Annotated in this window: 19 protein-coding genes; 5 read left to right on the top strand and 14 right to left on the bottom strand. The window is 61.3% G+C overall.

Annotation, left to right across the window (positions count from 1 at the left end; translation table 11 throughout):
- The first annotated feature begins 15 nt into the window (after positions 1-15).
- Positions 16-954, top strand: coding sequence for an N-acetyltransferase family protein (locus tag QMB98_RS07345; RefSeq protein ID WP_371685041.1), 939 nt, complete (start codon positions 16-18; stop codon positions 952-954).
- Positions 955-1,032: 78 nt separating this feature from the next.
- Here the strand turns inward: QMB98_RS07345 and QMB98_RS07340 are convergent, their stop codons facing one another.
- The 7 genes from QMB98_RS07340 to metG form a co-directional block, all read right to left on the bottom strand.
- Positions 1,033-1,956 (bottom strand): hypothetical protein, encoded by a 924-nt coding sequence (locus QMB98_RS07340; RefSeq protein WP_371685040.1) that lies wholly within the window; start codon positions 1,954-1,956, stop codon positions 1,033-1,035.
- Position 1,957: 1 nt separating this feature from the next.
- Positions 1,958-3,760, bottom strand: a complete 1,803-nt coding sequence (locus QMB98_RS07335) for an ABC-F family ATP-binding cassette domain-containing protein (protein ID WP_371685039.1) — start codon at positions 3,758-3,760, stop codon at positions 1,958-1,960.
- On the bottom strand, positions 3,760-4,644 hold the full coding sequence (locus QMB98_RS07330) for a 4-(cytidine 5'-diphospho)-2-C-methyl-D-erythritol kinase (RefSeq protein WP_371685038.1): 885 nt from the start codon (positions 4,642-4,644) through the stop codon (positions 3,760-3,762). The genes QMB98_RS07335 and QMB98_RS07330 overlap by 1 nt, the downstream gene beginning before the upstream one ends.
- Positions 4,645-4,974: 330 nt before the next feature.
- A complete protein-coding gene (gene rsmA, locus QMB98_RS07325) occupies positions 4,975-5,853 on the bottom strand; it encodes a 16S rRNA (adenine(1518)-N(6)/adenine(1519)-N(6))-dimethyltransferase RsmA (RefSeq protein ID WP_371685037.1) in 879 nt (292 codons plus the stop codon).
- A complete protein-coding gene (locus tag QMB98_RS07320) occupies positions 5,840-6,970 on the bottom strand; it encodes a G5 domain-containing protein (RefSeq protein ID WP_371685036.1) in 1,131 nt (376 codons plus the stop codon). Before QMB98_RS07320 ends, rsmA begins: the two co-directional genes overlap by 14 nt.
- Positions 6,971-7,132: 162 nt before the next feature.
- Entirely contained in the window at positions 7,133-8,062 is a 930-nt protein-coding gene (locus tag QMB98_RS07315; RefSeq protein WP_371685035.1) for a TatD family hydrolase, read from the bottom strand.
- Between the two features lie 21 nt (positions 8,063-8,083).
- On the bottom strand, positions 8,084-9,874 hold the full coding sequence (metG, locus tag QMB98_RS07310) for a methionine--tRNA ligase (RefSeq protein ID WP_371685034.1): 1,791 nt from the start codon (positions 9,872-9,874) through the stop codon (positions 8,084-8,086).
- 92 nt (positions 9,875-9,966) lie between these two features.
- Here metG and QMB98_RS07305 point away from each other — a divergent pair, with 92 nt between their 5' ends.
- Positions 9,967-10,596, top strand: coding sequence for an isochorismatase family protein (locus tag QMB98_RS07305; RefSeq protein ID WP_371685050.1), 630 nt, complete (start codon positions 9,967-9,969; stop codon positions 10,594-10,596).
- Positions 10,597-10,919: 323 nt separating this feature from the next.
- On the opposite strand, the gene rsmI is transcribed toward QMB98_RS07305, so the two are convergent.
- A complete protein-coding gene (gene rsmI / locus QMB98_RS07300) occupies positions 10,920-11,759 on the bottom strand; it encodes a 16S rRNA (cytidine(1402)-2'-O)-methyltransferase (protein WP_371685033.1) in 840 nt (279 codons plus the stop codon).
- 70 nt (positions 11,760-11,829) lie between these two features.
- Between rsmI and QMB98_RS07295 the strand changes: the two genes are divergently transcribed.
- Positions 11,830-13,989: a phospholipid carrier-dependent glycosyltransferase gene (locus QMB98_RS07295; protein WP_371685032.1), complete on the top strand. Its 2,160-nt coding sequence runs from the start codon at positions 11,830-11,832 to the stop codon at positions 13,987-13,989.
- 149 nt (positions 13,990-14,138) lie between these two features.
- Entirely contained in the window at positions 14,139-15,113 is a 975-nt protein-coding gene (locus QMB98_RS07290) for a Gfo/Idh/MocA family protein (protein ID WP_371685031.1), read from the top strand.
- A gap of 246 nt (positions 15,114-15,359) precedes the next feature.
- Here QMB98_RS07290 and QMB98_RS07285 read toward each other — a convergent pair whose 3' ends face one another.
- From QMB98_RS07285 to QMB98_RS07265, 5 genes are all read right to left on the bottom strand, one after another.
- The gene (locus tag QMB98_RS07285) at positions 15,360-16,181 is read right to left on the bottom strand and encodes an SDR family oxidoreductase (RefSeq protein WP_371685030.1); all 822 of its coding nucleotides are present in this window, start codon (positions 16,179-16,181) and stop codon (positions 15,360-15,362) included.
- Positions 16,182-16,185: 4 nt separating this feature from the next.
- Positions 16,186-17,724 (bottom strand): succinic semialdehyde dehydrogenase, encoded by a 1,539-nt coding sequence (locus QMB98_RS07280; protein ID WP_371685029.1) that lies wholly within the window; start codon positions 17,722-17,724, stop codon positions 16,186-16,188.
- Between the two features lie 85 nt (positions 17,725-17,809).
- Positions 17,810-18,238 carry a VOC family protein gene (locus QMB98_RS07275; RefSeq protein WP_371685028.1) on the bottom strand — a complete coding sequence of 143 codons (429 nt, stop codon included), beginning with the start codon at positions 18,236-18,238 and terminating at the stop codon, positions 17,810-17,812.
- A 271-nt stretch (positions 18,239-18,509) separates the two neighbouring features.
- Positions 18,510-18,938, bottom strand: coding sequence for a VOC family protein (locus QMB98_RS07270; RefSeq protein ID WP_371685027.1), 429 nt, complete (start codon positions 18,936-18,938; stop codon positions 18,510-18,512).
- Between the two features lie 178 nt (positions 18,939-19,116).
- Positions 19,117-20,772 carry an ABC transporter ATP-binding protein gene (locus tag QMB98_RS07265; protein ID WP_371685026.1) on the bottom strand — a complete coding sequence of 552 codons (1,656 nt, stop codon included), beginning with the start codon at positions 20,770-20,772 and terminating at the stop codon, positions 19,117-19,119.
- A gap of 205 nt (positions 20,773-20,977) precedes the next feature.
- Between QMB98_RS07265 and QMB98_RS07260 the strand changes: the two genes are divergently transcribed.
- Positions 20,978-21,397 carry a MarR family winged helix-turn-helix transcriptional regulator gene (locus tag QMB98_RS07260; RefSeq protein WP_371685025.1) on the top strand — a complete coding sequence of 140 codons (420 nt, stop codon included), beginning with the start codon at positions 20,978-20,980 and terminating at the stop codon, positions 21,395-21,397.
- Between the two features lie 191 nt (positions 21,398-21,588).
- Here the strand turns inward: QMB98_RS07260 and QMB98_RS07255 are convergent.
- On the bottom strand, positions 21,589-21,917 hold a 329-nt coding region (locus QMB98_RS07255), incomplete at its 5' end, for a M20/M25/M40 family metallo-hydrolase (RefSeq protein WP_371685023.1).

Genomic DNA, 21,917 nt, shown 5'->3' with positions numbered 1-21,917 from the left:
CACTACGATGGATGCATGAACGAACTGAGACCACTGCTCGCGAGCCTCACGGGAGAGATGAACGGGTGGTTGCGAGAGGACGATCCACTCATCGGCGAGCTCACCGTCCCAGACGAAGGTGATGACGTCGTGCTCGCCCTCGCAGCCCAGTCGCGGCGCGCCGCCGGACTGGTGCGCAGGTCCGATACTCCCCTCTCGGACGCCATGTCGCTGTGGCAGGCATCTACGCGGGAGAACCTTCAACTCCGGTGTTCGCCTGAGGCAACAACCGCCGACATCTCAAACCTCCTGGACTCGTGGCTGGAGCATCCCATGCCGGAGGTGAGCGAGCCGGGCGGGGATCGTGCGCGATCGGTCCGACTCCCAGTCCCGCTCAGGCAGGCCATCGTTCCGCTCCTGGAATACGGGTTCACGGCGCGTACCGTGACTCTGGCTCGTAGGCTCAACACCCCACCACCCGTATCCCCATCCCCTGCTCTCATCCGTCCGGCGCGCGAAGACGACGGTGAGCGCATGAGGGAGCTGATGAGGGAGCTCATGGCGACGGAAGTGTCGTTCGGCTCCGGCTACCAGCGTGCCCCCGAAGTCAGCGATCACCACGTCGAGGAGGCTCTCACGTTGCATGACGGGTGGGCCGTCGTCGCTGAGATTGATGGCCTGGTTGTGGGGTGGGCAAGCATGGCTCCGCCCGAGTTCTCAGGATGGGCGGCGCCGAGCGTTCGCCCACGGCCCGCCGCCTACTTTGGTAACGCGGTCGTGGACCCTGCCGTGCGGTCTGGCGGCATCGGTCGCGCTCTGGCTTCCACCCTCCACAACCACGCCCACTCTCACGGCGTGGACACGATCATCCTTGATGCGGCGTCGAATAACACGTGGTCAGTTCCATTCTGGCATCGCTTGGGCTATCGACCGCTGTGGACCACGTGGCGACGCAGGTACCCGACGTCTGACTAACGAGACAGGACGGCGCCACGCTGACCAGACCGATTTGCCGTCACGAGACCGGTGAGGACGTGCCACGCGGCACTTCCGTTACTCGCTGACCGCGAGCCTCCCGAGGTGGGCGATGTAGGCGTTGCCCATCGCTTCCCACCCTTCGGGTGTGGGGTGGAGGAGCTCAGCCCCATTGCCGCTCGTGTGGATCCAGGAGTCCTGGCCACCGATGCCGTGACCCTCCCAGATCGGTGTCACGGTATCCACGTAGTGGGCGCCGTCAATGTCCTCGACCATGGCCTGGAGGGAGTTCTCCCATTCGGCCTGGAAAGCATTCACTTCCTCCCCCACGTTGATTGATCCCGCCCACAGATCATCCGAGCTGACAAGACGCGGGTACGGGACGACGTGGATGCGGACACCAGGGTTACCTTCCGCCATCGCCACCAGCGCCCGCCGTTCGCTTTCAATGACGTCGGGGAGGCGGCGCTGTGCGTTCTCCATGGCTGTGTTGCAGGCTCCCTCGTCCTCCGCGATCAGGCAGCCACTGGCAACCGACACGAACCCAATGTCGTTGCCACCGATGGTGACAAAGACGTCCGTGGCACCGCTTGCGGCATCGATCTGAGGATTGAGGGTGACGGTGCAGAAGGCCGTGACGTTGCTCGAGTTCTCTTCCACCTCAAAGTCGACGGTGGTTCCCTCGAGCCCGCTCCCACAGATCGCCATATAGCTCCCCACTCCCGTCACGAACAGTTCGTCACGGGGGAAGTTACGTCTGGACTCCTGGATGAGGCGATCGGTAACAAGATCGTCGGTCCACGCAGCGTTGCAGGCAACATTGACGGCATCGACTCCGAGAAAGTCACCGACCTTCTCTATGGGTGCGTCGGCAGACCGCATGCAGAGGAACTCGCGATAGTTCCCGGCACCCGTACCCGACGCGTAGGAGTCGCCGATGGCGAGGGGGCTGATCCCGCCGCCGAGCAGCAGCCCCGCGGCGATCAGTCCGGCAATGATCACGTTAGTCGGCCTGCTCCGCAGCCCACAGCCATTCCTCTTCAAGCTGGTCGATGCGCTGCTGGATCCGGTTCGATTCCTCGGTCAGCTTCCCGAGCTTCTCAAAGTCAAGGGAGGCCTCCACCATGTCCTGCTGGACCTTCTCGAGGTTCTTCCGTTCCTTGGTGAGCTGGCGTTCCACTCGATCCATCGTCTTCTTCGCGGTGCGAGCAATGGCAGCATCGGACACGGGTGCAGAGACCTGCTCGTGGCTCACGGAGTTGACGATGGACTGCGCCTCCCGCAGAGCCAGATACTCATCGACACCGCCGGGCAGGTCACGAACCTTGCCCTCGAGAATAGCGACCTGACGGTCAGTCACTCGCTCAAGCAGGTAGCGGTCATGAGAGACCACGATGAGAGTCCCGGGCCAACCATCCAGGAGGTCCTCGATAGCAGAGAGGGTGTCGGTGTCGAGGTCGTTGGTCGGCTCGTCCATTAGCAAAACGTTGGGGCTCGCCATGAGGAGCCTGATGAGCTGGAGTCGGCGCCGTTCACCGCCAGATAGTTTGCCCACCTCAGTCCATGCTCGTTCCCGCGTGAACCCAAGGCGTTCCACGAGCTGGCTGGCGGTCATGTCCTTGCCGCCCACCTCGATGGTGGTGGCGATCGAGGAGACGGACTCCACCACCCTCATGTCAGCGACCTTGTCGAGTTCGCTCGTGTGCTGAGAGAGTTCTGCAAGTTCGACAGTTTTACCCCGCTTGATGCGACCGGAAGTCGGCTCAAGACGGCCCGCCAGCAACCCGAGAAGTGTGGACTTGCCAGAGCCGTTGGCGCCGACGATGCCGAGGCGTTCACCCGGAGCAAGACGCAGCGTTGTTGATTCGAGAATGGTCTTGTCCCCGTAGGAGAACGAGACCTCTTCCAGGTCGATGACGTCCTTTCCGAGACGTGCGGTCGCCATCTTTGTCAGCTCGACGCGGTCACGGGGCGGCGGCTCGTTCGCGATGATCTCGTTCGCGGCATCAATGCGGAACTTCGGCTTGGAGGTGCGGGCGGGGGCTCCCCTGCGGAGCCACGCGAGCTCCTTGCGAAGGAGATTGGCGCGCTTTGCTTCCGCCTGGTTGCGGAGCCTCTCCCGTTCCGCACGGGCGAGAATGTAGGCGGCGTAGCCGCCTTCGTACTGTTCGACGTGGCCGGGTTGAGGGTTGCGGCCACCCGCACCATCGTGGCCGGGTACAACCTCCCACATGCGGTCGCAGACCGCATCGAGGAACCACCTGTCATGAGTGACCGTCACGAGAGCACCCTTGCCCCTGCCGAAGCGGTGGTTGAGGTAGCGCTGGAGGTAGTCCACGCCATCGACATCGAGGTGGTTGGTTGGCTCGTCCAGGATGACCAGGTCAGCATCCGCGGTCAGCACAGCGGCCAGTGACACGCGCCTCCGCTGACCACCGGACAGTTCCGACACGTTTCGATCGAGATCAACATCGGGAATGAGACCGGCATGGAGCTCCCTGATCGCACGTTCCGAGGCCCACTCGTGCTCAGATGTGGAGCCGTGAATGGCTTCCCGGACCGTGACATCCCCGAGGGTGTCCTGCTGGGAGAGGATCGCGGTGCGGAGCCCGCCCGCCCGTGTGACGCGCCCCGACTGCGGGGTGATGGAGCCGGTGAGCAGTTTCAGGAGCGTGGACTTGCCGCCACCGTTGGGGCCAACGACGCCAATGCGGGCACCATCGTCCAACCCGAGGGTGATGTCCCCGAGGATGGGGCGGGACCCAAGAATGACACCAACGCCCTCACATGACAACAGGTGAGCCATTAGCTACTCCTCACGACGTGGGCACCTGCGGCCGGCCCATCAGCTCTCAACACGGTTCTTCCTTCGTTCCTCAGTTGGCCTGCCACGACATCGGCAACCTTGTCGCTCTCGCACAGGAGGGCAATGGTTGGGCCCGAGCCCGACAACACCGCGGCAATGCCCCGGCCCGCAACACTATCAAAGACTTCTCTCACGTCGGGACGCAGCTGGAAGGCCGGCTCCGCCAGGTCGTTCAGAAGAAGCCCAGCAACATCAGACACGGAACCTCCCTGAAGCGCGGTCACCAGTTCGTCCACGCTCGCTGGCTCGTGTTCTTCCGGGTTGAGGCGGTCGTACTCGCCGAACACGGCCGGAGTTGAAAGACCCTCCCCATCAAGAATCAGCACCCACGACTGGAAGAAGCCGGGACGCAGAGTAACGAGATCTTCTCCCCGGGACGTACCAATCGCAAGACCACCAAGCAGGCTGAAGGGAACATCCGACCCAAGCTGGGCACCGATCTCGTGCAGTTGCTCTGCACCAAGGCCGAGTTCCCACAGCTCGTTCAATCCAACGAGCACGCCCGCCGCATTGGCGCTACCCCCTGCCATGCCGCCAGCGACCGGAATCTTCTTATCGATCGTGATCCGGCTACCGAAACTGGTCCCGGTGTAGTCCTGAAGGGCGCGAGCGGCACGGAGCCCCAAGTTGCTGTCGTCCACAGCGAGATCGCACCCAACCATCTCAAGCTCGAGTTCCTGTGCTTCATCGAGCAGGATCTCGTCGTGGAGGTCGAGTGCACAAAAGACCGTGTTGAGAGGGTGGAAACCATCTGGTCGCGGACTACCCACACGGAGTGCCAGGTTGATCTTGGCAGGAGCATGCACAGTCACGGAATTCTTCACCCTCAAAGGATACGCGGTTCCAGCATTCGAGTCCCACCGTCAGCGAGGAAGGGAGCTCTCAGTGACGTCAACCTGGCTTGTGAGCATCCTGTGGACTGCGAGAGATGGGGCGTGGAAATCTGCCCCAACACCCTTGCAGGCGTGGGCGGAGTCCAGTCAGCAGAAGCGTTGGGGGCCATCAAGCTACGCAACGTTCCCCAAAGCCCAACGAAGAAGGTGACCACCGCACACGGTGATCACCTGCGCGATCTGAAGATTCGTTGATCCAAGCTCCTTGGAGTGCTTGGTATCTGGCTGTAGATCCTGAGATCTATTTGGTGCTCACAATCCTTAGGAGCCCAGTGCTTCCTCGCCGGCCTTGGCGATTGCTACAAAGTCGTCGATCGTGAGGCGCTCACCGCGAAGCGTGGGGTCCACTCCGGCCGCTCTGAGGATCTCCTCGGCCTGCTTCGGGCTACCTGCCCAGTTGCCAAGTGATTGGCGTAGGGTCTTGCGGCGCTGCGCGAATGCAGCATCGATGACCGCGAACACGCGTTCGCGATCCGCGGTGGGAACGGGCCTGCGGTCGAGTCGCACGAGTGCGGAATCGACGTTCGGTACCGGCCAGAACACGCCCCGCCCGATCAGGGGACCTCGGGTGGCTTCTGCGTACCAGGCGACCTTCGCGGACGGAACTCCGTACACCTTGCTACCGGGCTGTGCCGCAAGGCGTTCTGCTACCTCGAGCTGCACCATGACGTCCACGACCTGAAGGGTTGGAATCGCCTCGAGTGCGGTGAGGATGGCGGGGACTGCCACGTTGTAGGGCAGGTTCGCAACCAGGTGCGTGGGTGCAATGGACTCGAGTGCAGGTGGAACCGCGAGTTCATTGTCCACAATCTTCAGGGCATCGAACTGTGCAACAGCGAAGCGTTCGGGACGATCGTGGCGCGCGCCCACAGTCTGCGGAAGGGCCGTTGCCAGCTTCGGATCGATCTCCACGGCAGACACGTATGCCCCCGCCTCAAGGAGAGCGAGGGTTAACGAGCCAAGACCAGGTCCGATTTCCAGGACCTGGTCCGATTCCACGACGCCGGCGTGGGACACGATCTTGCGGACCGTGCCCCCATCGCCTACGAAGTTCTGTCCGAGAGTCTTGGTCGGACGTATACCGAGCTCGTTGCTCAGTTCCCGAATATCACTCGGGGTGAGGAGATTAGTACCAGCCACGCGCGTTCGAGTGACCAAGTGCTCCACAGGGAGTGCCGTAGCGTCCCTGGATGTAGTCCAAGCCCCACGCGATCTGGGTGGCGGGGTTTGTTCGCCAGTCAGCACCGTGCGATGCCATCTTCGAACCGGGCAGGGACTGCGGGATTCCGTATGCGCCAGAGGAGGGGTTCTGTGCGAGGTGGTTCCATCCGGACTCACGCTGCCAGAGGACCTCGAGGCACTGGAACTCGGAGGTGCTCCAGCCCTTGGCTGCCACCATCTGCTGAGCGATGCCCTTCGAGCCACCGGCGTTCACGACGACGGGCTGTGCGGGAGCGGGCTCCGGCTCAGCTGCTTCCTGAGTTGCGGCGGCTGCGGGAGCTTCGGTTGCTGCCTGCGTGGGAGCTGCCTCTTCAACGGTTTCCTCAACAACGGGTTCCTTGGTGCCAACGGCGATCACGCGATCAACCGGGTCAGAAACCTTCGCGGTGATGGTCTTCTCGCGGGAGTCTTCCTTGCCGTCGATCAGGGTGACGCGGTAGGTGGTGCGGGTAACGCCCTCGGCGCCCTCGGTCACGACCTTCTCGGTGCCCTTCTCAAGGTTCGGGTCCTCTTCGCGGATCGTTTCAAAGCCCTGAGTCTCCTCCTCGACAACGTCCTCGAAAGTGACGCGCTCGATGGTGAGGATGCCGCCGTCAACGACCTCACCGGAGAGCTCTTCGCTCACGATGTCGTCGTCACCAACGGTGATGTTGTTCTCTGCGAGAACCTGGGCCCAGGTGTCGGCCTCGGTGGTGGCAACAAGTGCCTTGCCGTCGGCCACGATGGTGACCTCAGCGGTCAGATCGGGTTCCGCGGTCACGATCTCGCGGGGAACCTCGAAAGAAGCGGAAATCTGAGCGGCTGATGCACTCGGCGTGGTGGCCGGGTCAGCAGTCAGTGCAACGGCGGAGAGTGCGGTTGCTGCGGCAAGAGCCGCGACGGCGCCGTAGCGGCGCGAGCTCACAACGGAGCGGGAAGATGTTGAAGATGTTGCGGCGGCGCCACCGGCCCATGCTGCGGTCTCGGGCAGCGTAGTCTCGGCCGGTGCCTGCGGAACTGCAGGAGCCTCATTCGGTTGAAGGGAGTGTCGTCCCATGAAAAACCTCAGTCAGTCTTGAATGTTCTGAATACTTGACCGAGTGTAATCAAAAATTGTCGCGTTGTAACCAAAACGTGACCTAATTTGCCTTGGCTGGGACACCAATCAGAAAACTCTAGACTCCCGCTGGATGCGAGCGACTGGGACTTTCCCGTGATATCAAGGGAAATAGACGGTGTTTGTGTTGGTGAGCAAACGTTCACAGAAGGTGTCGAGCGCCACACCTTTGATCTCAGCCATGTAACGGACCGTGAGGTTGGCGAGATAGGGGGCGTTGGGACGACCGCGATGAGGATGTGGGGTCAGGTAGGGAGCGTCCGTTTCGACAAGGATCAGCTCCTTTGGCATCTCATCCAGCCCCTCCCGAAGCTCCTCGTTCTTTGGGAACGTGACCGTGCCCGCGAACGATGCGTACCAGCCGTTGCGAGAGAGCACTCTGGCGAGTTCACGGTCGCCGGAGAAGCAGTGGAACACGGTCCGCTCGGGAGCTCCCTCCTCGAGGAGGATCCGCACCGTGTCCCCATGGGCGTCCCGATCGTGAATCTGCAGCGGCAGGTTCAGTTCCTTCGCGAGGGCAATGTGCGCGCGGAAGGATGCCTGTTGAGCGTCCTTCCCTTCATCACCCGTGCGGAAGTAGTCAAGCCCGGTCTCCCCGATCGCAACCACGGGGTTTCGTGAGGCCAGCTCAGCCACCAGGTTGATCGCACCATCCAGGTCGTAGAGCCTGTGGTGCTCGCGCTCATTCGGATCGAGACCATCGGGGGCTATCTCTCGCACCCCGGCGTGCATGGCGGCCTCGTTGGGGTGGATCGCGATCGCGGCCGAGAACTCCTCGCGCTCTCCCGCCAAATCGATGACGTCCTGGAGGTCGGGCACCTCGCAGCCAACGGTGATGGCGTGGGCGATCCCCGCCTGCCTCATGCCTTCCACCTGGCCGTCGATGAGTAGCGGGTACTTGTTCTCCCCGCCCTCGGTGACCTTCTGTTCCTGGCCGAGGCGATCGGTTCCCACGTGGGTGTGGTTGTCGATCACGGTCACCGGAAGTGCGGGTGGGACGGGAGGAAAGACGGACCTGTCCTTCTTACTCACTCTGACTTACTCACTCCGACGTTACTGGTCTTCGAGGCGAGCCAGTTCTTCGTCAACGACCTCCGGGTCGAGCTTGACGAAGACGGGGCTGGGCTTCGCGATCGGGGTGCCGACCCTGACGGGAACGGATGCCCACGGGCGCGGGTTGGAGTAGTCGCCCGTAATGATCGGGTACGGATCTCCGCCGTCCAGATCCTCGACCTCTTCGATGTGGGGCATGTGGGCGAGATCGCCCGTTCCACCCACGACCTTGTCGATCTCGTTCGACGAGTGAGGCAGGAACACCGACATCATCGTGTTGAGGTCGGAGACAACCTGGATGAGGGTGTGGAGGATCGTGCCGAGACGCTCCCGCTCCTCCGGTGCCTTCAGCTTGAACGGCTCCGTCTGGGACACGTACGTGTTGGCCTCACCGATGATGCGCATGAGTTCACCGAGTGCCGCACGCTGGTGGTGGTTCTCGATGTAGCCACCCACGACCTCGAAGCCCCTGCGGACCTGCTCAAGCAGTTCGTTGTCGATGGCCTCGAGCGGACCCGGGGCCGGGATCTCGCCGAAGTTCTTGGCGATCATGGCGGCGGTGCGGTTGACGAGGTTGCCCCAGCCCGCCACGAGCTCGGAGTTGTTGCGGCGCACGAACTCGGCCCACGTGAAGTCGGAGTCGGAGGTCTCGGGGCCAGCAATGGAGATGAAGTAACGAAGTGCGTCCGGCTGGTAGCGGGACAGGACGTCGCGAACGAAGATCGTGACCTTGCGGGAGGAGGAGAACTTCCTTCCCTCCATGGTCAAAAACTCGGATGCCACGACCTGGGTCGGGAGGTTGAGTTCACCGTAGGTTCCCGGTTCGCCACCCCTGTCGCCCTTGCCGTTGTAGCCGAGAAGCTCAGCGGGCCAGATCTGGCTGTGGAAGACGATGTTGTCCTTGCCCATGAAGTAGTAGGACAGTGCCTCGGGGTCGTTCCACCAGTCACGCCAACGCTCCGGCTCCCCGATGCGACGTGCCCACTCGATTGAGGCGGACAGGTAACCAACGACCGCGTCGAACCACACGTAGAGGCGCTTGTTCGGCTTGTCTTCCCAACCCGGGACCGGGATGCCCCAGTCGATGTCGCGGGTCATGGCGCGGGGGCGAATGTCCTCAAGCAGGTGCTGCGAGAACTTGATGACGTTGGTGCGCCACAGTCCGGACTTCTCACGATTGTCGAGCCAGCGGCCCAGCTCCTCCGCGAGCGCGGGAAGGTCAAGGAAGTAGTGGTCCGTCTCGACGAACTCGGGGGTTTCACCGTTGATCTTCGAGCGGGGGTTGATGAGATCCGTGGGATCGAGCTGATTGCCGCAGTTGTCGCACTGGTCGCCGCGAGCGCCGTCGTAGCCGCAGTGGGGACAGACGCCTTCGATGTAGCGGTCGGGTAGGGTCCGGCCTGTCGAGGGCGAGACGGCGCCCGAGGTGGTTTCGACAACCATGTAGCCGTTGTCTCGCACTCCTTCGAACATGGTCTGGACAACCTGGTAGTGGTTGCGGGACGTGGTGCGGGTAAAGAGGTCGTAGGAGAGTCCGAGTGCCGTCAGGTCCTCCACGATGATCCTGTTGTTGCGGTCGGCGAGATCCTTGGGGGCGATGCCCTCCTGATCCGCTGCCACGAGGATCGGGGTGCCGTGTTCGTCGGTTCCGGACACCATGAGTACGTCATGGCCTGCCATTCGCATGTATCGGGAAAAGACATCCGAGGGGACACCGAATCCGGCAACGTGGCCGATGTGGCGGGGTCCGTTTGCGTAGGGCCAAGCAACAGCTGAAAGTACTCGTGACATAGCTACTAGGTTAATACGGATCGAGTCCGGTGAAGAATCTAACGCGTTACGTATCGAACACAGTTAGGATTTAGAACATGAGTGAAGCATTTATGGACGGTACGGATCCCGAAGACGACGAAACCCTGGCGGCGCTCCTGGTCAAGCCGCACCGGGCCCTGATTCTTGTTGACGTTCAGCCCACCTTCTGCGAGGGAGGCGCCCTCGCAGTTGCTGGCGGCAACGAGGTGGCGAGGAAGATCGGAGAGTTCACTCGGATCAATGCGGATAACTACGGCGTGATCGTGTCGACTCAGGATTGGCACATCGATCCCGGTCATCACTTCTCTGATAATCCTGACTACGTTGACACGTGGCCGCCGCACGGTGTGGCCGGCACCGACGAGGCCGAACTACATCCGGCTGTTGCCGACCTGCCCAGCGAGTCAGTGAAGAAGGGCCAGTACGCAGCGGCCTACTCGGGTTTCGAGGGTAAGACCGAGGATGGGAGGACGTTGAAGGACGTTCTCAAGGCCGCGGAGATCACCTCGGTCGACATCGTTGGCCTCGCAGAGTCGCACTGCGTGAAGGACACGGCACTCGATGCTCGCTCAATGTTCGATGAGGTTCGTGTGTTCTCGGATCTGACGGCACCGACCAGCGAGGAACTTGGGCTCAAGGCCCGAACGATCATGGAGGGCGCCGGCATCATCCAGCTGGAGTCGAAGAACGCCTGGCTGTAAAACGGACCGGCTATAACCTGCTGGTTCGGACGTGTTCGATGAGTTTTCATTCGAATCCGGGGCCGATAGAAGCAAACGTGACGGGATGTGCCCGTCGTCGGTGGGGAATGCGCTAAGCATTCCCCACCTGTGGTTCAACGTGGGCCACACCAGTCAAACCACAGCCAGACGAATCAGGCTCACTGAGTCTATCTTGTGTCACTTTGATCATTGTGGGTTGTCCGATACTTAAGATACTCACTTCGGTATCAAATCGTTACCAAATGTCCTCTATTTCTTTCGGACATTCATCGGTATGCTACGCGGCCTACTGTCTCTTGTCGTTACTCTTCGTCGCGACGCGCCATCGCCGCCTCGTAGAGTTCCTTCTTCCGCACTCCCGTGCGTTCCGATATGTAGGCGGCAGCCGACTTCAACCGCATTCCCATGTTCGCGAGTGTCAGCACCTCGGCCACGTAGTCCTCCGCGCTCGCATCGTCCTCGTCGGCGCCGGATACCACGATCGTGATCTCACCGCGTAGTCCGTCCTTCGCCCACTCCGCAAGTTCCCCAAGGGGCCCACGCTTTACCTCTTCGTAGGTCTTGGTGAGTTCGCGGCACACCGCGGCCTCACGGTCGTCACCGAAGTAGAGGACCATGGCGGCGAGGGTGTCACCAATGCGGTGCGGGGAATCGAAGAACACCATGGTGCGTTCTTCACCCACGAGCTCGGTGAAGACCTTGTTTCGATCTCCATCCTTGCGGGGAGCGAAGCCTTCGAACGAAAAACGATCGGTTGCGAGCCCGGAGATCGCGAGCGCAGTCAGAACGGCGGACGCTCCGGGAATCACGGTGACGGGAACGCCCTGATCGTGTGCCTCTCGGACGAGCCGATATCCCGGGTCCGACACGGTCGGCATCCCAGCATCCGACACGACAAGGACCGTGAGTCCGCTCCGGGCGGCGTCCAGGAGTTCCTCGATGCGCTCGTTCTCGTTGTGGTCGTGGAAGGCAAGGATCTTGCCGGTGGCCGTGAGATCGAGGCGGGAGGCGAGGTTGAGGAGCCTACGCGTGTCCTCCGCGGCAATGACATCCGCCCTGCCCAACAGGTCTCGTAATCGCGGGGTTGCATCGCCGGGATCGCCGATTGGGGTCGCTGCCAAGTAGATTTTGCCGTCGCTCACCCTTCAACTATCTCTCATGAAGGGCCCCTGCGTCACTCCAAATCAAAACTCCCCCAGTACACTGCAAGGTGTGACAGAGGTGGATGAGAAACAGCGCGCCGACCAAGGCCGCACTTTGACCGAGCGTCAATCCCAGGCGTGGGAACGCGAATTGCTGAGCCGACTCGGCATCACCTGGTCGACCCTGCCCGCCCAGGTCAGGCTGTGGGGTTGGCTCGCCACCGCCGGTGCCGGGCTCATCGCCATCCTCACCCGCTTCATTGGACTGAACCACCCGCACCAGATGGTGTTCGACGAAACCTATTACGTCAAGGGCGGCTACTCTCTTATCACCTACGGGTATGAGCGAGACTGGACCGGCGAGGACGCAAGCGAAATCTTCGTCCAGGGCAGCGACATTGCCGCGAGAACAACTGCCGATTACGTTGTTCACCCACCTTTTGGAAAGTGGCTCATTGGCTTTGGTCAGTCCCTGTTCGGAACGGACAACGGTTTCGGGTGGCGGTTTGCCACCGCACTGGCAGGCGTCATTTCCGTCATGCTCATCACCCGCATTGCCCTACGCATGTTCCGTTCCGTTCCGATGGCGTTCTTGGCCGGCCTGTTCATGGCAATTGACGGCGTCGGTATTGTTCTGTCCCGCACCGGCATCCTCGACAACCTTCTCGCCACATTCGTACTTGCTGGTTTTTGGGCGGTCCTCAAGGACCGTGATTGGACGAGGCGAAGGCTTGCCCACCGGGTCGCGTACGGGACGGTCACGGCACACGGCATCCCCACCTCTTATCTGGGTCCGGTGCTGCTGTGGCGGCCGTGGCTGATTCTCGCCGGCACCTTCATTGGGCTTGGTTGCGGCGTCAAGTGGTCCGCCGCCTACGCCCTCGCTGTGTTCGGGATTCTCGTCTTTGCGTGGGATACAGCCGCGAAGAAGCAACTGAAGGTTCGCGGCTGGTTCACCTCCGGTATTGTCACCGGCGGGATCCCCGCCTTCGTCAACTTCATTCCCGTGGCTCTCGTTGCCTACGTCGGCGCGTGGACCTCCTGGTTCCTCAACCCCAACTCGTTCAAGCGTGGCTGGGCCGAGAACCAACGAATCATTCGCGAAGATGTTCCCTTTGACGGCCTGGGGGACGCTGTCGCGGAGTGGATCGCCTATCACAAGCAAATGTGGGAGTTCCACACCGGCCTCGACTCTCCCCACACCTATCAGTCCCAGCCCTGGGATTGGATCCTCCAGATCCGTCCCGTCAATTTCTATTGGCCACCGCAGGAGAAGATCGTTCAGGACTGCGGCGCGGAGCGCTGCGTCCAAGCCATCAACTCGGTCGGCAATCCCGCAATCTGGTGGTTGGCGGCCGCCTCCCTCCTCGTTGTCATCTGGTTCGCGTTCCGACACGGTGACTGGCGAGCATGGGCGATCCTCGCCGGCTACGGCGCCATGTACCTGCCCTGGTTCAACTACATCGGTCGCACCATCTACCAGTTCTACTCGGTCGCGTTCCTGCCCTACGTCATTCTCGCCCTCATCTTTGCCCTCTCCTGGGTCACGGACATGCTCCCAGCACCCTCCCTCTCCGCCATACGCAAGGCCATTGCCAGACGCAGAGCCAAGGAAATCGAGGAGGACTGGACCCTCGCACTTCCCGTCAAGAAACCCCGCGCGGCGGTCACAGCCCCGGATTCTGCCGATGCCGTCACAACCCCGGCTACTCCAGATGCCGTCACAGCATCCTCAGACGAGTCGCGGGACCCCACATCGCCCGGGGAGCCGATGGAGGTGGAGGGCGCCTCAGGTCCCACATCCGAAGAGTCCCGCGAAAACCTCACAACCGATTCAGCGCCTGAGGCCATCAAGGCGGACTCGGCACCGTCAGACGGTCACGTTCACTTGAGCGAACCGGCTCACAGCGACGGTAGCGACGAGCCCAGTGCCACCACTGGCGAAGAAGAACCTGCCGACTTGGTAGAGGACACGAACAGTGCCTCGGAGGACGTCCCGGACGACGTTGATTTTGAGGATGATCCGGTAGAGAGGGCGGTTCTGCTTTACGGTGGACCCGATCCGCTCACCTACCACCTCCATATCCCCTCGAAGAAGGCCGCGGTTGTTCTTGGAGTCACGGCTGGCTTCGCGATCGTTCTCTCGATCTTCTGGATGCCGCTGTGGACAGGCATGACCATTCCGTACGACTTCTGGCGTCTCCACATCTGGCTACCCGGCTGGTCCTGATCGCCAAGCCGGTAGCCACGACTGTCGAAGAAGCAAACCCTTCCAGAACGGGACACTTTGGCTCACAGACTCGTGGAATTGAGTAGTTCCGCCTTCGCGGATTGTGGTTGACTCGTAGTAAAGACGTCAGCAACAGGTAGGGAGAGGTCATGAGCCCGGTGAGATTTGGGATTATCGGAACCAACTACATCAGCGAATGGTTCGTTCAGGGATGTCGCGAGAGCGACGGAGCTGGAGTGCCGGCCGCGGTCTACTCCCGCAAGCAAGAAACCGGTGATGCCTTCGCGAGGGAACACGGCATTGAGCAGGTCTTCACCGACCTCGAAGCCATGTTCCAGGTCGTGGATGCTGTGTACGTGGCGAGCCCGAACGGCTTCCACTACGAGCAAGCTCTCGCCGCGATTGCCGCAGGAAAGCACGTTCTCGTCGAAAAGGTCATGGGCACCAACCTGGAAGAAGTGACCGGAATCTTCGAGGCCGGCGAGAAGGCTGGCGTGGTGGTCATGGAGGCGATGAGGCACCTTCACGCTCCAGCACATCAGTTGCTTAGGGATTGGATGCCGAAGCTCGGTCCCCTCCGCCAGGTCCAGTTCAACAAACTCCAGTACTCGGGTCGCTACGACAAGTTCCGCGCCGGTGAGGTCCTCAACGCCTTCAATCCGGCACTTGGCAACTCCTCAATCGCCGACATCGGCGTGTACGTTCTCCAGCCCGCCCGCGACCTCTTTGGGGAACCTCTGAACTCGGTCGGCTCCAGCATCGTGCTCAACAACGGATTCGAGGGAGCTGGTTCCATGAACTGGCGATACAGCGACTTCATCGTGGATCTCTCCTGGTCGAAGATCACGAAGCACGTCACCCCCAGCTTCATCCTCGGCGAGGACGGTGCCCTGACAGCGGATGATCTGGGCGAACCCACGCTCATTCAATACCACCCGCGTGGCGGCGAGACCCAAACCCTGTTTGAGGCTCCAAACTCTCCCCCGCAAACCATGCACCACGAGGTCAGAGCCTTCACCGCGCAGGTAGCCAGAGGCGAGACCGATCCACGCTTCAAGAACGTCTCAATCGCGTGCCGAAGGCTCATGGACGAGCACCTGGCCAGGGTTGCAAACCAGTCCTGAAGAACCAATTCGGAAAAGTCTGTTGCGAAGAACCCGCTCGGAGGAGCGAATCGTTCAACGCCAGCCGGAGTCGAATCTCTGACTCCGGCACCTGAGGACGAGTGAAAACACAGCAGACTGTTAAGAGCTTGAGGGGAGGATGGCATGAATGCCATCCTCCCCTCACCCATTGCCGCTACGCGGTTCTGGTCGTGTCCATTGTACGGCGCTCATTGCACCTGTTCGCTGCACCAGCATCTACGAAGCCTAGTTGCGCTTTCGGCCTGTGAAGTCATCCATGGTTGAGTTGATGCCGAAGAGGTCGCAGAGCTTGTCGTGCAGGGGTACGGGCAGGATCTTGAGGAGCTTGATGAGGGCCGCGAAGGGCGGCAGCACGAGTGACTGTCTGCCAGCCTCAATGGCGTCCAGAACCTTGGCCGCAACCTCGTCCGTTTCGAGGATCGGGAGGAGACTTGAGTACTTCGTCTCCACCCCGTCGAACATGCCCGTGTTGATGTAGTAGGGCTGCACGATGAGAGTGTGGAGATCGTGTCCTGAGTGGTGCAGTTCTGCACGGAGGGACTCGTTGAATCCCGTGGCCGCGAACTTCGATGCCGAGTAGTCGGTCTGGCGTGCGACGCCGACGAGGCCCGCTGCCGATGCGATCGTGACGACCGATCCTTTGCCTCGCTCCAGCATTCCCGGCAGAAAGATCCGGGTGGTGCGGTAGAGGGCGAACGTGTTGAGACCGAAGGTTCGCGTGACGTCATCATCGGTGAGGTCAAGGAAGTGCTTGCCGGTCACGATGCCCGCGCTGTTGATCAGAACATCGACGCGTCCAAGGTCTGCCAATACCTGCTCTCCCGTTGAGGTGATGGCCTCCGGGTCGAGAAGGTTCACATGGTAGAACGACACGTGACCACCGAAGGACTCGATCTCGCGAACGACAGCCTCACCGCCATCCTCATCGATATCCCAGATGATGACGTGCTTAGCGCCGCGGTGAGTAGCCCCGATCGCCATCTCCTTGCCAATGCCGGAGGCACCTCCGGTCACGAGAACAATGGCTCCTGCCAAGGGAATTCGCATGCTTCTACTTTCCGAGTTTGATGAAGGTTTTCATGATGGTGGACCAGGTCTTTTCACCGATGGGACCGGGTGCCTGGATCGGGTGAATGAGCGAGGTCGCGACCGTTTGCGCTTCCGTGTACTTGAGGATTCCCTCGGATCCGTGCCTCCTGCCAACTCCCGAGGCTTTCATGCCACCCATGGGAGCGGAGATCGATGCCCATGCGGCAATGTAGCCGTCGTTGACGTTGACCGTGCCGGCCTTGATTCTCTTTGCGAGTCGCGCCCCGCGCCCGGTCGAGGTCCACAGCGATGCACCCAGTCCGTACTCGGTGTCGTTGGCGAGCTCGATGGCTTCCTCGGCGTCGTTCACGCGGTAGAGGGACACCACCGGTCCGAAGGTTTCTTCCTTCGCCACCAACATATCCTCCGTGATCCCGGTCAGGACCGTGGGTGTGTACGCGGTTGCAGACACCTTGGGTAGCAGCCTGCCGCCAGCGAGAACCGTGGCACCCTTCTCCACGGCGTCGTCCACGTGGGACTGAATCGTTGCCAGCTGGGACTCGGAGATGAGAGGACCCATCCCTTCCTTCCACGAGTAGCCTGCCCCAACCTTGACCTTCTTCATGGCGCGAACGAAGGCGGGAACGAACCGATCCCAGATCTTATCCTCCACGTAGATGCGTTCGATCGAGATGCAGAGCTGTCCGGAGTTGGAGGTCACGGACTTGACGGCGCTCTTGACGGCGCGAGCGAGCGGAGCATCCTCCAACACGATCAGCGGGTTCTTGCCACCGAGTTCGGCAGAGAACGGAATGAGCCTCTTGCCGGCCTGGGTTGCCAGGTCTCGTCCGACCTTCGTCGAGCCCGTGAACATGAGGTAGTCGGAGTTCTCAATGAGGGTGGATCCGACGGCACTGCCGGGGCCGGTCACAACTTGGAACAGGTCGGGATCGAGACCGGCCTCCACGAGGATCTTCTTGGCCGCAAGCGCACACAGCGGTGTCTGGGAGTCGGGCTTGAGGACGATGGCGTTGCCTGCGAGTAGGGCGGGAACAGCATCCGAGACCGCAAGCGTCAGGGGATAGTTCCAGGGCGAAATCACACCGACGACACCGCGTGGATGATGGTGGACTGTTGTCCGTGTGAGAACCGGTAGCACTCCTGGCACGCGGCGAGACTCGAGGAACTTTGCCGCGTTCTTCGCATAGTAGGAGGCGGTCATGGCCACGTCGCTCAGTTCTTCGAACGCGTGCGAACGGGCTTTGCCATTCTCTCCCTGGACGAGGTCAAGGAGCTCCTTCTCGTACGTCCAGACGAGCGTGGAGAACTCCTTGATGATCTTTGCGCGGTCCCGAACGGGCGTTTCCGCCCAGCGCTTCTGAGCGGCACGAGCCCTGCTGGCGGCGAGTTCAATGTCGGCCGGTTCGCACACGGGAACGGTCAGGTTCGTGTCGCCCGAGAGCTGCGACGCAACCTTCTTGGTGGGCCGAACCGATGCCGTGGTCACCCACGTTTCGGGCTCGCCTAGGAGAGTGGTGGCTGCGGATGAAAGTCTGTTCATAGGGGTCTCCTCACCTTGCCTACCTTAGCCTGCGGCAGGGGTGGGAGAACCCGCTAACGAACTGTTTCCGGGAGAATTTTCAGACTCAGTTGAGGCAGAAGACGTTACCCTCGGGGTCCTCCATGACGAGGAACCCCGGGTTGATGCCATCGGGTTCCCAGCGCTTGATGCGGGTGGCGCCGTAATCACTCAGCTCGTCGGCTTTCGCTTCCAGCACCGCCATCCGTTTCTCGCCCTCTAGCCCTTCGGCCACGGCAACATCAAGGTGGAGGCGGTTCTTGCCGATCTTGGGATCCGACACCTTCTGGAAGAAGATCCGAATCCCATCCCCGTCCTTCGGGACGATCGAGGAGGCATCGTTCCAGGTCTCCTCGGGTTCACCCGCGGCCTCGAGGTAGGCCTCCCACGTGTCGTAGCCCGCGGGCGGTCCCTCCATCTTGTAGTGGAGGGCAACGGCCCAAAAGACCGCGAGAGCCTTGGGGTTGTGAGCATCGAAGGTCAGCTGTACACGCATGGCTTCAACTTAGCGCCAAACACCCGGTGTCCGCACCGCTTTGGCGGTCCGTTCACCGGGTGTTTTCCCCATCGCCCAATTGGCCCAGTCAGTTCACAGGACCCAGTGGGTCCGGCTCAGATCCGTTGGATCTTGAGATTCTTTGGATCGTGGACTCCGCTACGCCGGATGAGTTGGTTCTTGATCAATCATTTCCCCCTCCCGTGACTGTGCGCACCTCTCGTTAGTCGAGGCAGAACCAGTTTTGTTAATCGAGGCAGAACTCGATTCGTTAGTCGAGGCAGAACTCGTTGCCCTCCGGGTCCGCCATGACAATGAAGCCCACGTTGAGTCCGTCAGCGTCGATCCTGCGGACTCTGCTCGCACCGATGCCTTCAAGGAAGACGGCCCTCTTCTCGAGCGCGATCATGCGTTCAATGTCCTTGAGCCCGTGCGCCGCCCGTAGGTCAAGATGAACCCTGTTCTTCACGACCTTGCCTTCGGGCACCTTCTGGAAGTAGATCCGTGGCCCGGAGCCGTCCAATGGGACGATTGCGTCAGCATCGTTCCACTGCTCCTCAGGAACCCCAGCCTCCTTCAGAAACGCATCCCACGTGTCGAAGCCGTTTGGCGGATCATCGCGCTTGTAGTCGAGTGCTGCCTGCCAGAAGTCGGCAAGCTTTGCTGGATCGTTCGCATCGAACGTGACTTGAAATTCCATGCGTTCTCGGTAGTCCTCCCGGGTCCCGACGGGAAGCTCTGAGTACCGCACAAATGCCCAGAAACAGAGCGCTCCCCACAAACTCACAGACTTGGGACGAACTGCTCAATCAGGAAGGCTCCCTAAGCGTTCGGCGGACGCTTCCGAAAGTGACCAGAGAAGGCCTCCAGGCGGTGGACTACGCGGCCTCCATGAGCCGCTCGAGCATGGCGTAGTGACCATCGATTTCCATGAGTTCGTCGTGGTTGCCTTGCTCCATGATTTCTCCGCCGTCGAGGACAACGATCTGGTCTGCGTGGCGGACCGTGGAGAGTCGGTGGGCGATCATGATCGTCGTGCGGCCACGAGATAGGTTGGCGAGGCCCTCCTGAACCAGGTGTTCCGTCTCGTTGTCGAGTGCCGAGGTTGCCTCGTCAAGGATGAGGATTTCTGGATCCCGGAGCACGGTGCGTGCGATGGCGAGCCTTTGCTGCTCGCCTCCCGAGAAGCGGAAGCCACGGGCACCCACCACGGTGTCGAGACCGTCGGGCAGGCTGCGGACGAGGTGGTCGATGCGGGCGACGGCGAGTGCTCTCCACAGTTCTTCCTCCGAAGCCTCCCCACCGAGAAGCAGGTTGGCTCGGATCGTGTCGTGGAGCAGGTAGGTCTCCTGCGAAACCACGCCGATTCGGCTCGCGCGTTCAGCAGAGGTCATGTCCCGTAGGTCGACTCCGCCGATTCGTACCGCACCCGTGTCAGGGTCGATGAGGCGAGTCAGTAGCGCCGCCATGGTGGACTTGCCGGATCCGGTGTGCCCAACGAGGGCGAGGGAGGTGCCGGACGGCACGTGAATGGTGATGTCGTTGAGCGCGGGCTTGTCGCTACCCGGGTACGTGTAGGACACGTGGTTCAGTTCGATCGAGGTGTCAGCTGGTTCCCGCCCGGAGCCCTCGGGTTCGCGCAGCTCGGGCTCGAGGTCGAGGTACTCGAACACACGGGAGAACAGGGCCATGGCGGAGATCCACTGCGCCCCAATATCGAGCAGACCCGTGAGGGGGCGGAAGATCTGGGTTTGGAGGGCGGTGAACGCCACGAGGGTACCGATCGAGATCGCGGTTCCGGGCAGTCCTGCCACAAGGTAGATGAGGGCGGGAATGATGGCGAAGATGATCTGCATTGTCGCCATGCGCCACCTGCCGGCGAGCTGGGAGTTGAGCTCGAGGTCAATGAGCTCCTCCGAGACTCCCGAGAACGCCCGCCTATTGTGATCCTCGAGGCCAAGCGTCTTGGCGAGGCGAATGCCGGAGACGGAGAGGTTCTCCGTGACCATTGACTGCATGGCGGACATGGTCTCCTGCTGTTTCGCGGTGATCGCCTTCCTCGTGAGCGCCACCCTGCGTGTCAGGTAGATCGAGGGCGGGAGCACGAGGAGGGAAAGCAGAGAAAGAGTGGGGCTGAGAGCGATCATGGCGGCGATGGTCGCGATCGTCGTTGTCATGTTGGACGCGATCGATGTGGCAGTCGAGGTGACAATCGACTTCATTCCCGCAATATCATTCGTCAGTCGGGACTGAATCTCGCCGCCCTTGGTCTTGGTGAAGAACCCGAGAGACTGTCGCTGGAGGTTCGTGAAGACATCGACTCGCAGGCCGTGCATGATCCGCTGTCCCACGCGTGCGCTCATGTACGTCTGAATGACGCCAATGGCCTGGGTGAGGACAACGATGAGAATCATGGCTCCAATGAGCCAGAGCAGGAGTTCGACGTTTGATTGGGGGATGGCCTGGTCAACGATGGTCCGGACCAGGAAAGGCTGAACAACGGTCAGTCCTGAGACCGACACGATGAGGGTCATGACCGCGATGAGTTGTAGGCGGTAGGGCTTGAACAGGCTGATGACCCGGGAATAGGAAACGGGGACTGCTGCAGTCGCAGTCGATCTTCGGGCCGAATCTTCTGTGGCCCGCGGAGCTCATTCGTATTCATAGAGCCTCCTTTATTTAATTAGTGTTCTTACTTCACAATGTAGTTAACTCCTATATTCGTGATATTATTCCCGCATGGAAGAAGACACAGTGCCTACGGGCTCACAGTTGGGCGAGCTCATCAGCTCCGTTGCCCGCTACATCCGCCACCACTCCCGCAACATCCCGCCCCACCAGCATCGGGCGCTCAAGATGATCGCCAAGGAGCCGATTCGTCCGGCCCGCCTTGCCGAACAGCTCAACGTGACCCCGAGGGCGGTCACCGACGTCGTCGATGCACTGGTCGAGAAGGGCCTCATCGACACCACGCCGGATCCGGACGATCGGCGCGCCAAGATCCTCGAGATCAACGAGGCCGGCAGCAACCTCCTGACAGAACTGGACGAGAAGCGCGCCGAGGTTGCCGACGAGTACTTCTCCGCCATCACCGACGAGCAGAAGGTGACCCTCGGAGAGATCCTCTCCGCACTCCCCCGCAACATCATGAAGAACTAGGGCGGAGCCACAGCACACCGAAGACACAGTTTTCGAAGCAAGGACCTTCGAAGCCAAACCCTTCGACGTGGGAAATACAGCAAGCCGGACGGGCCCGCAACAGGTGCGTACCCGCCCGGCTTACGTTGTGACAACAGACTTCCCCTACGGCCGGTCGACAGTCGGCACTGAACTTTCGGGTTAACCGGGGGCTACCGCATGAGCCAGGGAGCGGAGGCGGCGATCATGGCCTGCGCACCGGTGTCAATGGAGGAGATGTCGGGAGCAAAGGACGGAGAGTGGTTCGAGGGCTTTTCAGCACCCGAGAACCCTCCAATGTTCCAGTACGTGTAGGGAACGCCAAACGCGTCGGGGAGGACCGAGAAGTCCTCGGACCCCACGGTGGGACCCTGCCTCAGGCTCTTCTCACCAAAGTACTCATCGAAGGATGCCGCAACCTTTGCCGTCACATCCTCGTCGTTCACGGTGAGCGGGAAGCGATCGTAGTACTCGAACTCGGGATCCTCGGTGGTGCCAGAAG

The organism is Flaviflexus sp., assembly GCF_041440645.1.
Classification (GTDB): domain Bacteria; phylum Actinomycetota; class Actinomycetes; order Actinomycetales; family Actinomycetaceae; genus Flaviflexus.
This window is presented reverse-complemented; position numbering and strand designations above follow the sequence as displayed.

Coding starts and splice junctions, on each gene's coding strand:
- QMB98_RS07345 (WP_371685041.1), top strand. CDS start 16: ATGAACGAACTGAGACCACTGCTCGCGAGCCTCACGGGAGAGATGAAC.
- QMB98_RS07335 (WP_371685039.1), bottom strand. CDS start 3,760: ATGGCTCACCTGTTGTCATGTGAGGGCGTTGGTGTCATTCTTGGGTCC.
- QMB98_RS07320 (WP_371685036.1), bottom strand. CDS start 6,970: ATGGGACGACACTCCCTTCAACCGAATGAGGCTCCTGCAGTTCCGCAG.
- metG (WP_371685034.1), bottom strand. CDS start 9,874: ATGTCACGAGTACTTTCAGCTGTTGCTTGGCCCTACGCAAACGGACCC.
- QMB98_RS07305 (WP_371685050.1), top strand. CDS start 9,967: ATGGACGGTACGGATCCCGAAGACGACGAAACCCTGGCGGCGCTCCTG.
- QMB98_RS07290 (WP_371685031.1), top strand. CDS start 14,139: ATGAGCCCGGTGAGATTTGGGATTATCGGAACCAACTACATCAGCGAA.
- QMB98_RS07285 (WP_371685030.1), bottom strand. CDS start 16,181: ATGCGAATTCCCTTGGCAGGAGCCATTGTTCTCGTGACCGGAGGTGCC.
- QMB98_RS07280 (WP_371685029.1), bottom strand. CDS start 17,724: ATGAACAGACTTTCATCCGCAGCCACCACTCTCCTAGGCGAGCCCGAA.
- QMB98_RS07275 (WP_371685028.1), bottom strand. CDS start 18,238: ATGCGTGTACAGCTGACCTTCGATGCTCACAACCCCAAGGCTCTCGCG.
- QMB98_RS07270 (WP_371685027.1), bottom strand. CDS start 18,938: ATGGAATTTCAAGTCACGTTCGATGCGAACGATCCAGCAAAGCTTGCC.
- QMB98_RS07265 (WP_371685026.1), bottom strand. CDS start 20,772: ATGACCCTCATCGTGTCGGTCTCAGGACTGACCGTTGTTCAGCCTTTC.
- QMB98_RS07260 (WP_371685025.1), top strand. CDS start 20,978: ATGGAAGAAGACACAGTGCCTACGGGCTCACAGTTGGGCGAGCTCATC.